14 protein-coding genes are annotated in these 14603 nt (G+C 37.8%); 8 read left to right on the top strand and 6 right to left on the bottom strand.

Going from position 1 to position 14603, the window contains the following annotated elements:
- Positions 1–90: 90 nt before the first annotated feature.
- Complete coding sequence (locus HNQ80_RS22435) at positions 91–354, bottom strand: hypothetical protein (protein ID WP_184312918.1); 264 nt, start codon at positions 352–354, stop codon at positions 91–93.
- A gap of 255 nt (positions 355–609) precedes the next feature.
- Here HNQ80_RS22435 and HNQ80_RS22425 point away from each other — a divergent pair, with 255 nt between their 5' ends.
- Positions 610–1299, top strand: coding sequence for a helix-turn-helix transcriptional regulator (locus HNQ80_RS22425; RefSeq protein ID WP_184312916.1), 690 nt, complete (start codon positions 610–612; stop codon positions 1297–1299).
- A gap of 796 nt (positions 1300–2095) precedes the next feature.
- Here the strand turns inward: HNQ80_RS22425 and HNQ80_RS22420 are convergent.
- Positions 2096–3562, bottom strand: a complete 1467-nt coding sequence (locus HNQ80_RS22420) for an aminoacyl-histidine dipeptidase (protein ID WP_207727157.1) — start codon at positions 3560–3562, stop codon at positions 2096–2098.
- Positions 3563–4099: 537 nt separating this feature from the next.
- Here HNQ80_RS22420 and HNQ80_RS22415 point away from each other — a divergent pair.
- Positions 4100–4768 carry a GntR family transcriptional regulator gene (locus HNQ80_RS22415; RefSeq protein ID WP_184312914.1) on the top strand — a complete coding sequence of 223 codons (669 nt, stop codon included), beginning with the start codon at positions 4100–4102 and terminating at the stop codon, positions 4766–4768.
- A 42-nt stretch (positions 4769–4810) separates the two neighbouring features.
- On the opposite strand, the gene HNQ80_RS22410 is transcribed toward HNQ80_RS22415, so the two are convergent.
- The 4 genes from HNQ80_RS22410 to HNQ80_RS22395 all read right to left on the bottom strand — a co-directional run bounded on the left by HNQ80_RS22410 (position 4811) and on the right by HNQ80_RS22395 (position 6998).
- Positions 4811–5653 (bottom strand): sensor histidine kinase, encoded by an 843-nt coding sequence (locus HNQ80_RS22410; protein ID WP_184312913.1) that lies wholly within the window; start codon positions 5651–5653, stop codon positions 4811–4813.
- A gap of 9 nt (positions 5654–5662) precedes the next feature.
- Entirely contained in the window at positions 5663–6151 is a 489-nt protein-coding gene (locus HNQ80_RS22405; protein ID WP_184312912.1) for a hypothetical protein, read from the bottom strand.
- Positions 6152–6237: 86 nt separating this feature from the next.
- Positions 6238–6363 carry a cyclic lactone autoinducer peptide gene (locus HNQ80_RS22400; RefSeq protein WP_184312911.1) on the bottom strand — a complete coding sequence of 42 codons (126 nt, stop codon included), beginning with the start codon at positions 6361–6363 and terminating at the stop codon, positions 6238–6240.
- Positions 6360–6998, bottom strand: coding sequence for an accessory gene regulator ArgB-like protein (locus HNQ80_RS22395; RefSeq protein WP_184312910.1), 639 nt, complete (start codon positions 6996–6998; stop codon positions 6360–6362). Before HNQ80_RS22395 ends, HNQ80_RS22400 begins: the two co-directional genes overlap by 4 nt.
- Before the next feature lie 257 nt (positions 6999–7255).
- On the opposite strand from HNQ80_RS22395, the gene HNQ80_RS22390 reads away from it, so the two are divergent.
- The 6 genes from HNQ80_RS22390 to HNQ80_RS22365 all read left to right on the top strand — a co-directional run bounded on the left by HNQ80_RS22390 (position 7256) and on the right by HNQ80_RS22365 (position 14565).
- Positions 7256–9334 carry a methyl-accepting chemotaxis protein gene (locus tag HNQ80_RS22390; protein ID WP_184312909.1) on the top strand — a complete coding sequence of 693 codons (2079 nt, stop codon included), beginning with the start codon at positions 7256–7258 and terminating at the stop codon, positions 9332–9334.
- A 132-nt stretch (positions 9335–9466) separates the two neighbouring features.
- Positions 9467–9991 carry a transcription repressor NadR gene (locus tag HNQ80_RS22385; protein ID WP_184312908.1) on the top strand — a complete coding sequence of 175 codons (525 nt, stop codon included), beginning with the start codon at positions 9467–9469 and terminating at the stop codon, positions 9989–9991.
- Between the two features lie 205 nt (positions 9992–10196).
- Positions 10197–11108, top strand: coding sequence for a quinolinate synthase NadA (gene nadA / locus HNQ80_RS22380; RefSeq protein ID WP_184312907.1), 912 nt, complete (start codon positions 10197–10199; stop codon positions 11106–11108).
- A 13-nt stretch (positions 11109–11121) separates the two neighbouring features.
- Positions 11122–12672 (top strand): L-aspartate oxidase, encoded by a 1551-nt coding sequence (gene nadB, locus HNQ80_RS22375; protein ID WP_243183504.1) that lies wholly within the window; start codon positions 11122–11124, stop codon positions 12670–12672.
- Positions 12673–12674: 2 nt separating this feature from the next.
- A complete protein-coding gene (gene nadC / locus HNQ80_RS22370) occupies positions 12675–13511 on the top strand; it encodes a carboxylating nicotinate-nucleotide diphosphorylase (RefSeq protein WP_184312905.1) in 837 nt (278 codons plus the stop codon).
- 16 nt (positions 13512–13527) lie between these two features.
- Positions 13528–14565, top strand: coding sequence for a PTS transporter subunit IIC (locus HNQ80_RS22365; RefSeq protein ID WP_184312904.1), 1038 nt, complete (start codon positions 13528–13530; stop codon positions 14563–14565).
- The last annotated feature ends 38 nt before the right edge of the window (positions 14566–14603 follow it).

Genomic DNA, 14603 nt, shown 5'->3' with positions numbered 1-14603 from the left:
GATCATAAGTTTTTTTCTTACCCATAAGGACACCTCCATCTTACTTTTATTATACTAGCTTTGATGTGTGTCCATCAAATTGGGTAAAGGTCATACGCCTTTATCTCTAATTACGTTAGCTATAGTGGACAGGTCTGCTTTAGTCAATTTGTTTGCCTGAATTAAGGCTAATTCGTCATATGGTATATATTTAATTGTTTCAGGTCGTAGTATTGGATTACTTCCATCAGTTTTTGTAAATGTCCAGACACCTCCATTAGGAGCACTCCATGAAGTAGCAGCAAAACCACTTATACTTGACGCTAGCACAAATAGAGCAACTAATAATAAAATGACTCTTTTATTTTTAATCATAAGTTAAAATCCCCCTATTATTGTTATATGAGTGTATTAGCGGCCACTACTTAAACTCAAACTTATTATATAATTTGTAGTATATTAACTAACAGCGCAATAAATTTTGTTTATTATAAGCATATTTAATTTAATAAAATAAATAAAATAATGTAAAAACATGTAATTATTTGCAACTTATTTGAAATTGTGGTGTCATTAGTATGTATAGTATAATTTTTACAATTAGCCACATATAAAATATAGGAGGGAAGCATGCGTGAAATTTTTACTAACAATAAGCGGTGCGCTATAAGTATTTTAAAAAAGACAATTAATGAACTATCCATTACGAATGTGATGAATAATCTAAGTACGGAAATTCTATTTGTTTTGACTGAATTTAATTTAAATAATATAATTATATTGAATTATAAGGGGTTCAATCTTAATGAAGAAACAATCCTCGCTGATTTAGAAGAAAAAATAAAAGAAAATATATTGTTATCAAGAGAGAAAAAATCAATTTCTATACAACTAAACACAGAAAAAATAGGTGATATCTTAACTAAGCCTATTCAAAAAAAAAATGGTGAAATGATATTTTTTATATCAATGATTACAAGACGGGAAATTAACGAGGATCTAATATTATTTATTGAAATGTTAGTTACGACCTTTTATAAGAACTTTATTATTCAAAGCATAATGAATAATTTTCAAGATGGATACATTTTAGATGGTAAAACCGATGAGGTCCATCTCTCTCCAAAAGAAAGCCAAGTTGCGCATTATTTAGAATTGGGCTTTACAGACAAAGAAATATACCAAGCATGTCATATTTCCTTGTCTACATTGAGGAAAATCATATCCAGTATTTATGAAAAGTTAAACGTTAATAATAGAGCTGAATTTATAAGTAAATACAGTGCTATGAAAATATTAAATATCTATAAAGAAGCATAATTATAACTGTGTTGATTGGAAACTATACTATACAGGTCGAAAGAGAGGAGAATATTATGAAGCATTTAATAAATATTACATATGTTAGCGGATTATTTTACCTTTTGCTGAGGGGAGCCTATATATTTTCAAAAAATACTCTATTAAATCAACTATCAAGTTTTTTTGGAATATTAGTTGGGTTATGTATAATTATAATTTTTGTTGCAGAAAAAAATAAAAAGGAAATGCTTAAGCCATTTTTTTGGTCAATTTTAGTACTATTAACGTATCTTATAGAGCATATGTAAAAAATGGTTTAAGTGCAAATTTTAAAGCAAATGAACTATTGGTATCATTAGATGATGGTAGGGTAATTGATGGAAATGAGAAGGTTATAATTAGAAACGGAAAAGCTTTTGTTGATTTAGTGTCAGTAGCTAATATTGCTAATTATGAGCTCATTAGATCAGAGGATTATTATTCAGCCTAACTATACAATAAAAATATATCAGTTGTTTTAAATGAAAAGAGTATCTCTCTGCAAGCTTTTAATAAAAAAACTGTGTTTCCTTATTATTTCTAATACTGTTTTATCTTTTGGAAAAACAAAAGTTGAAATTGGTTTTATTACGGACATGCTAAATTGTACTGCAAAATGGATTCAAGATGAAAAAACTATATATCTTGATATAAAATAAATGGGAGTGACAGTCACTCCCATTTATTTTATACTGTTATATTTTTCTGTTCTGTTTGTTGCTTCTTTACTGAATAGAAAGATTATTTCCAAGAAAGTTATATATAATTGGATAAACTATTTAATTTCTTTTAATACGGACAATAGATAATCCCATGTTCGTTCTGTAGAAGAAATGCTTAGATGCTCATTGGGTGTATGGACATCATACATATTTGGACCAAAGGAGATCATATCCAAGTGTTCCATTTTTTCTTTAAAGAGACCACATTCCACACCGGCATGGATGGCGATAATCTTCGCTTCTTCACCATACTTCTCTTCATAAACCTTTTGAAATAAAGGTCGAATTTTAGAATCAGGATTGTAGGACCATTCAGGGTAATCAGAGTCTGCTTTTAATTCACAGTCTAGGATTTTAGCAACCATTTTGGCTTCATTTAAAATTTTATACTTTAAGCTTCTTACAGAACTACGAATAGCACTTTCAAATCGTACCATATCTTGATCTGTAGTGACCACCCCTAAATTGGTTGAGCTCTCTACGAGACCCTGAATATCCATACTCATGGTTTGAACACCATTGGGGATGAGTACCAAAGAGGCAATCACTTTATGGGTTGTATCCTTAGAGAATACTTTCTTGATTTCATCATCCACTCTGTCTAGCTTTACAACCACATCTGGATCCGATACCCGTAATTCATTTTTGAGAAGCTGATTCCACTCTTCAATTTTAGTTTTTAGTGCCTGCTCATCTTCTTGACTCACAGATAGGAGGGCATCACATTCTCTTGGGATGGCATTCATTTTAGAACCACCGTTGATATCAATTATCTGGAACTGACAAACCGTAGATAAGTCATTTAAAATTCTACCCATGAGTTTATTCGCATTGCCACGACCCTTGTCAATTTCCATGCCAGAATGGCCACCCTTTAAACCACGGATTCGAATGCCATAAGTATCTGTACCTGCTTTCACATCCTCCCAAGCAATCGATAGGATGTGTTTGGTTCTCACACCACCGGCACAGCTTACAAGGAGGTGGCCTTCTTCTTCGGAGTCAATATTGATGAGGATACTGCCTTTAAGATGAGATGGGTCAATGGTCATGGCACCACCCATACCAGTCTCTTCTTCTACAGTAACCAGAACCTCCAGCGGTGGATGGGGGATATCATTGGCAGCCAAAATTGCTAATGCATAGGCGATGGCGATACCGTTATCAGCGCCCAATGTGGTATTGGTGGCATAGAGCATATCCTCAATGACTCTTAATTGAAGTGGATCCTTTTCAAAATCATGGACGGTATCCTTGTTCTTTTCGCATACCATATCCATGTGGCCCTGAATAATTACCGTAGGTGCGTTCTCATAACCAAGAGAAGGGCCTTTTTTAATGATTATGTTCATGGCAGGATCTTGGATTACCTCAAGACCATGTTGTTTTGCAAAGTCTACCAAATAATCACTGATAGCTTTCTCATTACCAGAGCCATGGGGAATTTTTGATATTTCTTCGAAATAATGAAAAACAGCTTGAGGTCTTAACTGGTTGATTGATACACTCACGAAAATCATCCTTTCCAATGGTTAAAGTTTAGAAATAGGAGAAAAATAAAATAATATATGTAAACTAAATGATACGTTTCCAACAATAGTCATTCTACAAAGTTTTAACATTTCCTTCTGGTTGGAAAATTATTTAAAATTTTATGAAAAAATTACAACTTTTATGAAATGAATTTGTAAGAAAAAGGGAAAAATGTTAGGTTTTGAAGCGTACGAAGTAGAATATTTCAATTGTCGTTCCGATAGAAGTGCTTTTCATCAACATTTCTCTATTCATGAACATGTATATTTTCTATGTGAGATGGGAAATATGAAGGATGCGTAGGCTGCTATGGTATGCGATATAGAATGTACCTCTATATTTAAAGATCCTAAGAATGAAGGAGAAATTTTTAAGAATGCAATTTCGAGAATGTATTACTGCACTCCTGTATACATTGACATTGCTGCGTTTTTATAATAAAATGGGCTTGTAAGGAATGCGTTTGCCTACCAGATCGGAGAATACACTGGTAGGTAAAATATTATTTGGATATGGAGGATATTATGGGAAGGGATCTGCTGAACGAGGATAATGTAGGGAGATTATCCTTGACATCGAAGATATTTAACGTCATTAGAGATGATATATTACATGGAAAATATACAGAAGGCGAAAAGTTGGTAGAAGCAAAACTCGCGGAGGAATTAGGCGTCAGCCGTACACCGGTAAGGGAAGCTTTAAAACAATTGGAGCTCGATGGGATTGTAGAAAACATCCCAAATCGTGGCGTTGTGGTGAAAGGGATTACAAAGCAAGATATACAAGATATTTTTACCATTCGTAGAGCGATTGAAGGAATTGCTGCGACTTGGGCTGTAGAGCGGATTACAGATCAAGAATTACAAGATCTAAAGGAAACCTATGAACTAATGGAGTTCTATGCATTCAAAAAAGATAAGGATAAGTTTGCCGAGCAGAATACCAGATTCCATGAAACGATTTATAAAGCAACGAAAAGTAGATATTTGGAGCAGGTATTAAAGGATTTCCAATATTATGTGAAGCAGACAAGAAAAAAATCTTTAGAGAACGAAGGCAGGATGCCTCATGCATTGGAAGAACACAAAGCGATTTTGGATGCGTTCTTGGATAGAGACAAGGAAAGAGCTGAAAAGGCCCTTACCGTGCATGTAAACAATTCTATGAAAAACGTAGAGAATACGAGCAAGTAATATAAAAGAGTGTATAAATAGTTTATCTATTTATACACTCTTTTATATTTGCGGTAAGAAAACTGTGAAAATTGTGCCTATGCCCTCGTAGCTTTCCACAGCAATACTTCCTTTATTTTTGTCCACAATTTGTTTTACAATACTTAAACCGTAGCCATGACCTTCACCATTCTTTGTTGTATACCTTGGCTGAAAGACTCTGTCATATAACTCAGAGGGTAGTATGGGATAGGAGTTTCCGATGGCAATACAGTACCTGTGGTCATGATCTGAGATATCAATGCTTAAGATTTTTTGTTCATGGTCACTATGTTCCAGTTCGTAGATCGCATTATCCAAAAGATTAAATAGTACTTTGCACAATTCGATGGGATCCATCCTTAGATTTTCTAAAGAAGTGGTGATATCCATCTCTACAGTGATCCCTTTACTTTCTGCAATGGCGCATTTTCTACTCAGGGTAGCAGCGATTTCGATGTTTTTAATTTTAGAAATTGAAAATACTTCATCCACTTTTTGTGACACATCAAAAATATATTCTAAAGCTCTTTCCGGCTTTCCGACCTGAAGCATTCCAGCAATCAAATTCAGATGATTGTTAAAATCATGCTTCTGCCCATGGAGGGCATCAATGACTTCCTGGGAGTGATTCAGCTTTATGATAGACTCTCTCTCGATATGAAGAAATCTCAAGACAAAGTAGATGGAGAAAAAAGCACTGATGGCCAGTAGGTTCAAAATGATGGCTACGGGATAAGAGTACTTATCGAAAGCCAGCAATCCTTTTATCATATTAATAAAAAGCTGGTTAGTTAGTAAAATCACAGTCAAGCTCTGTACAAGTATAACAATGATCAGGAAATAAGCTTTTGTATATAACTTCATAGCAGATCCCTACAATCTATTTACATTTTTAAAATGATTCATGTTAATAACTGTAAACTTTAAAACATAGCAAAAGCAAAAAGCAATGATTAGAGGAATATATACAGCAAGCGCTAGTAAAAGGGTGCCGCCGATTCTAGTGGTCAAAGTGGTAAAATCAACACCTAGGAAATTCAATATGGGAAAAAGGAAAAAACTTTCACCTAATAGCATAAGAGATAGACTAACAATTACCGAAAGAATACTGTCCAATATTTTTTGCTTTCCGATGAAAACAATGAATAATGCAAAAATACCAAGGATAATAAAGGTATGAGTGCCAAAAGGAATGTTATATAACGCATAAAGCTTTCGAACACCATAAGTGATGAGGGAATATAGGCAAGACAGAAGTCCCATATGACGTAAATTCAAGCGAATACCCAATATACCTAAGCCAGCACCCAGGCTTAGAAATCCTTCGATAAAAAAGACGATTAAAGATTCTACTGTTGCCATAAATTGTCCCTCCAAAATAAAACCTATTAAAGTAATAAGCAGAAAAATAGCAAAGTATACAGCAGCTTTGCTATTTTTCTTAGTCATTACATGTCTTTTAATTGTTCTGGTAGTTCAGGTTGAAAACCTATAATAGTACATGCAGATGCTGCGCTGGTAAAGGCAAAGAAAGTAAGTACGGCTACGGATAATTGTAATAATCTTCTCATCATAAGTAGTTTCCTCCTTTCGCAAATAATCTGTTGAATACTGCATCAAAAGCATGGTAGAGTCTATAGCCAAATTTGGTCAGGGATATACTCTGCCAAAGGATGCCAATGGATGAAGTAAAGATCAAAGAATGAATCTTATCAAAATATATGTACCATCCTAAATTTATAGTGAACCAAAAAATTAGTACCAAATAGGAGCGATTCCTTAAAAGCTTTCTTTTTTCAAGAGAAGTGATGGGCTTAGCTGGTGTGTCAGCAGGTGCATAGGTAGAAACTGTCCATAAAGCAAAGAGGAAAATCCCGAGGGTTGTAAGTAGCATAACAACTTGATGACCCAGGAAAGTTGTTGCAAATAAGCCCAGCAGATTGGCGGTTACAGCACTGAAAACAATGCAATTGCCCATGGAAGTACAATGGGCTCCACCAGAAAAATTTCTAAATATTGAAATAGCAATAAGGAGCACCAAAACATAAGTAAAAATACCTAAGATTTGGGCTAGAAATAAAGAAGCAAGAAAACCAAAAATATAAGTATAGGCTAAATAAATGCCATATTTTAAGATAGCTTCTTGACCTTTATCGATGTCTAGATTATTTTTATACAAAGTCAATGTACGCTCAATCATTTTTTCCATATTCAAAAGCCTCCTTTTCCTTATCAATCAAGCTTTAGAAGGAATAAAGGTTATGGGAATAGTAAAATTTGATGTTGTAAAAGTAGTGTATCATAAACATACTATAAAATTCGACATAGAAAGTAAAAAACCTTCTAAGTGTAGATAACTAATTATTGTGAACAGGGGTCATGATATGCAGGAAAATGACGAAACGTGTAGAATAATTAAAAAGATCTTATAATAATATTTTATAAAAGACAAAAGGAGAGATGTAATTGAGGACACTTCGAAGCAAGCTTATCATTATTACACTGATCATGGTTCTTTTACCATTCGTCGCATCTAATATCATTAGTCATCATTTTATTTCTAAGGATTTTCACAAGTATATTGAAGAAAATGGAAAAACTGTTGCGAATGCCATTGCAGGAAATGTAAGCGCTTTCATAGACAAGGCATATAGTACGACAGAGGAAATCACTCACCATAGCAGTGTAACAGGCTTTGTTACGGAGGAACAAAATAAGGTACTGACCGATGTGATTCAAAGACATTCCTACTTTGATCTCCTATATATCCAGGGTACCGATGGTATGCAGACTGCCAAATCATCGGGTGACTTGGGGGATCGTTCCAATCGATGGTGGTTTATTCAGATCATGGGAGATAAAAAACCTTTTGTCAGTAAGTCCTATTATTCTGTAAATGGAAATGTGGCAGTAACCTCTGTGATTCTGCCGATCTATAATGATGGCCAGTTGATGGGTGTCATGGGCTCGGATATTAAGTTGGATGCCCTTCAGGAGATGGTTGAAAAGTTTAGTACAGGGAAGGATCAGTATGTTTATGTGATTGATGGAGAGGGAACAGTAATTGCCCATCCGGAGAAAAACCAAGTAAAAGAACTTTATAATTACAAAACGATGAAAAAGACAATACAAATGAAAGATAGCAATGGGAATGTATTAAAGGATGAAAAAGGGAACGAAAAGATAGAGGAACAGGCCATTGAAGTACCAGAAAAGTTGAAGGAAATAACCGAAAAAGCATTGGGTGGAGAAACTGGGGTGGCTGAATATGTGGATGGAAATGGTGATACGGTCATCAGTGCCTATCAAACCATTAATCTTCCTGGTATATCAGATCCTTGGGCTGTAATTACAGTACAGAAAAAATCCAGTGCCATGGCATTTGTGAAGGATATTCAGAAAAGGAATATATTCATTGCATCAGGACTTATTCTTCTTGTGATCATCGGGACCTACTTTACTTCTAGGGCCATTACCAAGCCTATCGAACAATTGATGATATTAATGGATAGGGCGTCCCGTGGTGATCTGACAGTACAAAGCCAATATACTAGCAAAAATGAGTTAGGGAAGCTAAGCAATAGCTTCAATACCATGATGCAAGGAATGACCCATTTGATTCAAAGTATAGGTGAAACCTCTCATCAGGTATTGACAACCTCTGAAGTGGTAAGCGTTACAACGAAGGAGACAGCCCGATCTATTGAAGAGGTAGCAAGAACAATTTCAGAAGTAGCCCGAGGTGCCAATGATCAAGCACGGGATGCGGAGGCTGGAGCGATGGCGGCTCACGAACTATCAAAAGAGTTGGAGATGATGGCCCGGCATATTGAGGAAAGCAAAGATTCTTCTAATCTTGTGTATACTGCGAATCATAAGGGATTAGAGGCCGTTAATGTGTTAGAAACTAAGACTGTGGAAAGCAATAAAGTGTCTCATAAGGTTGCTGGTGTGGTGAGCAGCTTGAGCAATAAGGCAAATACCATCGGAAATATTGTAGAGACCATTACGGCAATATCCGAACAGACCAATCTTTTAGCACTAAATGCAGCGATTGAAGCAGCTAGGGCAGGAGAAGCAGGAAGAGGGTTTGCGGTAGTAGCAGAAGAGGTGAGAAAGCTGGCGGAAAGCACGGCGCAATCCAGCAATAGTGTAAAAGAAATCATCATGACGATCCAGGAAGATGTAAAACTTGCCCAAGAGACGATGAAAACTGCTGAAGTTGTAGTCCAGGAGCAAAATGAGGCAGTGAAGCATACAAGAGAGACTTTTGGTGAAATTGACCAAGGCATTGAGCATGTGGTAGATCAGATTAACAAGATTACAGCAAGTCTGGATCGTGTTATGGAAAGTAGAAACAATGTACTAACGGTGATTGAAAATGTATCTGCTGTATCAGAAGAAACGGCTGCGGCATCCCAGGAGGTATCGGCAGCGACGGAAGAGCAAAATAATGCCACAATACAAATGAGTGGGTTGGCAGAAGAAATGAGTCAAATGTCTAAGAAGCTGGAAGATGCAATTCGAGCATTTAAGTTAAGCTAAAATATAAATAGTCTGGCGCAGCCAGACTATTTTACGTTAGAGCTATCCGTCCAACATAAAATGTGAGTATCCACATAAAATAAAGATTATGATAGAATAGGAATAAAAGGGTGGCTAGGAAGGAGGAAAAGAATGGCAGAGACTAGACGTCAGCAGATTATTGAAATGCTGAAGAAGCGTGGGGAACCCATAACGGGGTCTGAACTTTCAAAGCAGTTTCAAGTAAGCCGTCAGGTGATCGTCCAGGATATCGCTTTGATTCGAGCCCAGGGATATTCGATTTTGGCAACACCTAGCGGTTATATCATTCCAATAGACAAAGAAAGTACATCCCACCTAAAAAATGTTGTATGTAAGCATAGTGGATATGACGAAATGGAACAAGAACTGACGATCATGGTGGATACGGGTATCAAGGTAGTGGATGTAATCGTTCATCATCCCCTTTATGGGAAGATTCGAAGATCTCTAAATATAGGTTCTCGCATGGATGTGGAGGATTTTATGAAGAATGTCCGAAAAGATAAGGCAGAACCCCTATCGACGTTGACGGGGGGAGAGCACATGCATACTTTAGAGATCCCAAATGATCGCGCTTTTCAGAGGATGATAGAAGTGCTGAAGGAAAAAGGATTCTTTGTAAAAGAAGTAGAATAGTGTAATTAAAAATAAATGTACAAATCTTAATGGTTGCACAAGGCAAAAAGATTTGTTATATTTTTTTTATTAGGTGACAAGACAGGTGTAAAAACAGTTAACTCTGTTAAATTTCAAACAATATGTGTGAAGAAAATACTTTTTTAGTGAAATGGAAAACCTATAAAAGATAAGACGAAACGATGAATAAAAGGAGAAAGAAACGATGAATGAAAAAGAAATGATTCACGAGATTGAACGGCTAAAGAAAGAAAAAAATGCAATTATTCTTGCTCATAACTATCAAATTCCAGAGATTCAAGATATTGCAGATATTGTGGGAGATTCCCTAAAGCTTAGCCAGGAAGCAGCAAAAACAGATGCAGATATCATTGTTTTTAGTGGGGTACACTTTATGGCAGAGAGCGCAAAGATACTTTCGCCTGAGAAGAAGGTGCTTTTGCCTGTTTATGACGCAGGATGTCCTATGGCAGATATGATTGATGCAGATCAACTGCGGGCATTTAAAAAAGAATATCCGGAAATCCCTGTCGTATGCTATGTGAATTCATCGGCAGAGGTAAAAGCGGAGAGTGATATTTGTTGTACCTCGGCCAATGCTGTAAAGATCGTAAAAAATATGGAAGCAGACAAAATATTGTTTGTACCCGATCAGAATCTAGGCCATTATATTGGAAAGCAAGTACCAGAAAAAGAAGTGATCTCCTGGGAAGGTTTCTGTATTACCCATCACCGGGTAAGAACATCGGAGGTAGACAACGTAAGAAAGCAGCACCCCGATGCGAAAATCCTCATCCATCCAGAATGTTCACCTAATGTGGTGGAACTGGCTGATTTTGTGGGCAGTACTTCAGAGATCATCAATTATGCCAAGATGTCGGACAGTAAGACGTTTATCATTGGAACAGAGATGGGTGTTATGCACAAGCTGAGAAATGAAAATCCAGACAAGAAATTTTATCTACTGTCTCCGGGCTTGACGTGCTTCAATATGAAGAAAACATCCCTTCCAGATATCTATAAGGCCTTGCTTCATGAACAGCATGAAATTATAGTAGATGAAGAAATTCGTAAAAAAGCCCTAGGCTGTTTAGAAAGAATGTTGGAATTAAGCTAAGGAGAATATGAACATGAATGAAAATGTATCCACAAAAGAGCCGGAGGATGCAGTGAAAAGCGATGTTGTTGTTATAGGAACAGGCATTGCAGGTCTATATACGGCGCTGAACATAAGTGAAAGATATACGGTTACGATCCTCTCTAAGGCGGCCCTCGAGACCAATAACAGCAATCTTGCCCAAGGCGGTATTGCTGCCTGTGTGAGCCCTTCCGATGATTTTGAGTCCCATTATGAGGATACGGTGAAGGCCGGCGCCTATCATAATGACCAGAAGCATACGCGAATACTCATTGAAGAAGCCCCCGTGAATATTGGAAAATTGCTGCAGTATGGGGTGAATCTTGATCGAGATGAAGAGGGGAAACTTTTGGTAACCCGGGAAGGTGGGCATAGCAAAAGAAGGGTACTCCATGCAAAGGATGCCACAGGCAGGGAGATTATTCGAGGAATGGGGGAAGAAATCCATAGGCGACAAAACATAAGACTTATGGAGCATGTGTGTGCTACCTGGCTAATGGTTTCACCAAAAGGCGTGATAGGTCTTTTGGCGATTGATAAGGATGGACAACAAGCAATCTATCAGAGCAACTGTATTGTCATGGCTACTGGAGGAATCGGTCAGGTATATAAAAATACTACCAATCCATCGGTGGCTACGGGAGATGGAATTGCCATGGCATACGAAGCAGGGACAGAAATCCGAGATATGGAGTTTATACAATTCCACCCTACTGCTATGTATACAGATACGCCTGGACAGAAATTTCTAATCTCTGAAGCAGTTCGAGGAGAAGGCGCTATACTGAGAAATATCCATGGAGAAGCCTTTATGGAAAAATACCACGAGCTAGAAGATTTGGCACCTCGAGATATTGTCGCTAGAAGTATTTTTGCAGAGATGATCAAGACAGGTCAATCCCATGTATATTTGGATATTACGCATAAAGGATCGGAATTTATCCAACATAGATTTCCTACCATCTATAACCATTGTTTGAAGGAAGGAATCGACATGACAAAGGAATGGATTCCTGTGGCACCAGCAGAGCACTATGTGATGGGTGGAATTCTGACCGATGATTATGGAAGAACCAATCTAAAAGGACTTTATGCTTGTGGAGAGTGTGCCTGCACGGGTGTCCATGGAGCCAATCGGTTGGCAAGCAATTCTTTGTTGGAAGGTTTGGTTTTTGGTAAAAGAGTAGCAGAGGATATCAATAAAATATTAAGCGAGGATCAATCAAATGAAGCTCCTTTGATTGGGCGCATTGGTGCAGAAAAAACGAAAACAAATAGCCCAATAGACATTTCTGCTTTAAAAAATCGATTGAAAGAAACCATGGATCGCCATGTATCTATCATTCGAACTGAAAAGGGCTTAGAACAAGCTCGAGGAGAGGTAGAGGAAATTAGAAAAACTTTGGAGGGAAGTCAAGAAAATTCGATTCCTTACCATGAGCTTAAAAATATGACCACGGTTGCATGGTTGATTATCGAAAGTGCAATAAAGAGGAAAGAGAGCCTGGGGGGGCATTATCGCCAGGATGAGATGGAGGGATAGATTTGTTGAGCAAATTGATGGTGGAAGAAATTATTCGGAACGCATTGAAAGAAGATATGAACTACGGTGATATAACCACGGATACCTTAATTGGGGAAGAAAGTATATCAGTGGCTAGAATGACAGCCAAGGAGGACGGTGTGATTGCTGGACTGGCTGTGGCAGAGATGACTTTCAAGATACTGGATCAAAGTATCTCTTTTATACCTTTAAAAAAGGATGGAGATATGGTAAAAAAAGGCGAGCATATGGCTGAAATCAAGGGATCAACCCGAGGAATTTTGAAGGGAGAACGTCTGGCTTTGAATCTCATTCAAAGAATGTCGGGTATTGCTACCATGGCGAAAGCCTACGCCGATGGAGTGGCAGGGTATCCTACAAGGATAGTAGATACGAGGAAGACTACACCAGGATTGAGGATTCTGGAAAAATATGCAATCCGTATGGGCGGATGCCATAACCATCGTTTTAATCTATCGGATGCAGTGATGATCAAGGATAATCATATCAAGGCAGTGGGAAGTATCACCAAAGCCATTGAAATAACGAGACAAAATATTCCCCATACCATGAAAATTGAAGTGGAGGTAGAATCTCTGGCCCAGCTTCAAGAGGCATTGGAAGCAAAGGCAGATATCATCATGCTGGACAATATGGATACGGCCAACATGAAAAAGGCTGTTGAAATAACTGCTGGCAGGGCGATTCTAGAAGCTTCAGGAAATATCACGAAGGAAAGACTGCGGGAGATTGCAGAAATCGGTATTGATGTCATATCTGTGGGGGCATTGACCCATTCTGTAAGAGCTATGGATATCAGTTTGAATATCGTGAAGTAAGAAAAGGGGTGGAAGAATGAATAAGGATAGATTTAAATTTAGGGACTATATTATCCAAGCTTTGAATGGCATGGCCCTAGGATTATTTTCTTCTTTGATTATTGGACTCATTCTTAAGCAAATTGGAGATTACACGCAGATTACAAGCTTATCCTCCTTCGGAAAAGCAGCTCAATTGCTCATGGGTCCAGCCATCGGAGCTGGCGTAGCCTTTAGTGTGAAAGCGCCACCATTGGGAATCTTTGCTTCTATTGTGGCAGGGGCCATTGGTGCAGGAACGATTTCGCCAGCCCCAGAAGGTGTATTCATGATAAAAACTGGGGAGCCTGTGGGGGCATTTGTGGCAGCATTAATTGGGGCAGAGTTTTCCAAGTTGATTTCAGGGAAGACAAAGGTAGATATTGTTCTTGTACCTGCAGGAACCATTATTTTAGGCGGATTGGCAGGTGTTTTTGTTGGACCTGTTATGACCTTTGTGATGAAGGAACTGGGTGATATCATCAATCGTGCCACGGAGCTACAACCTATACCCATGGGTATTATTGTTGCAGTATTGATGGGTATGATCTTGACATTGCCAATCAGTAGTGCAGCCCTGGCCATCTCTTTGGGTTTGAGTGGATTGGCTGCTGGGGCTTCAGTGGTAGGTTGTGCAGCTCAGATGGTGGGATTTGCAGTGGCTAGTTATAGGGAGAATGGGGTAGGCGGGCTTATTGCCCAAGGATTAGGAACTTCTATGCTGCAAGTTCCAAACATCATTAGAAATCCAAAGATATGGATACCACCAACCTTAGCAAGTGCTATCCTAGGGCCCATAGCAACCTATGTGATGAGAATGGAGAACAATAGTATTGGTGCAGGCATGGGAACCAGCGGGTTGGTAGGACAATTTGGAACGGTGGCTGCCATGGCAGGAAAGCAGCCCATGCAGCTGATTATCGGAAAGATTGCATTATTACATTTTATTTTACCAGCAGTTTTAACCTTGATTATTTCAGAGTATATGCGAAAAAAAGGCTGGATTCAATTTGGAGATATGAAATTGAATCGATAATTTGAAGTATGATTCTCTCGGTAGTATAATAAAGCTAA

The sequence above is a fragment of the Anaerosolibacter carboniphilus genome, assembly GCF_014205875.1.
Lineage (GTDB): Bacteria > Bacillota > Clostridia > Peptostreptococcales > Thermotaleaceae > Anaerosolibacter > Anaerosolibacter carboniphilus.
The sequence above is the reverse complement of the archived record's forward strand: the minus strand, read 5'-3'. Positions and strand labels throughout refer to the sequence as shown.

Coding starts and splice junctions, on each gene's coding strand:
- HNQ80_RS22405 (WP_184312912.1), bottom strand. CDS start 6,151: ATGGCAACAGTAGAATCTTTAATCGTCTTTTTTATCGAAGGATTTCTA.
- HNQ80_RS22425 (WP_184312916.1), top strand. CDS start 610: ATGCGTGAAATTTTTACTAACAATAAGCGGTGCGCTATAAGTATTTTA.
- HNQ80_RS22410 (WP_184312913.1), bottom strand. CDS start 5,653: ATGAAGTTATATACAAAAGCTTATTTCCTGATCATTGTTATACTTGTA.
- HNQ80_RS22365 (WP_184312904.1), top strand. CDS start 13,528: ATGAATAAGGATAGATTTAAATTTAGGGACTATATTATCCAAGCTTTG.
- HNQ80_RS22385 (WP_184312908.1), top strand. CDS start 9,467: ATGGCAGAGACTAGACGTCAGCAGATTATTGAAATGCTGAAGAAGCGT.
- HNQ80_RS22415 (WP_184312914.1), top strand. CDS start 4,100: ATGGGAAGGGATCTGCTGAACGAGGATAATGTAGGGAGATTATCCTTG.
- HNQ80_RS22400 (WP_184312911.1), bottom strand. CDS start 6,363: ATGATGAGAAGATTATTACAATTATCCGTAGCCGTACTTACTTTCTTT.
- HNQ80_RS22435 (WP_184312918.1), bottom strand. CDS start 354: ATGATTAAAAATAAAAGAGTCATTTTATTATTAGTTGCTCTATTTGTG.
- nadB (WP_243183504.1), top strand. CDS start 11,122: ATGAATGAAAATGTATCCACAAAAGAGCCGGAGGATGCAGTGAAAAGC.
- HNQ80_RS22395 (WP_184312910.1), bottom strand. CDS start 6,998: ATGGAAAAAATGATTGAGCGTACATTGACTTTGTATAAAAATAATCTA.
- nadA (WP_184312907.1), top strand. CDS start 10,197: ATGAATGAAAAAGAAATGATTCACGAGATTGAACGGCTAAAGAAAGAA.
- HNQ80_RS22420 (WP_207727157.1), bottom strand. CDS start 3,562: ATGATTTTCGTGAGTGTATCAATCAACCAGTTAAGACCTCAAGCTGTT.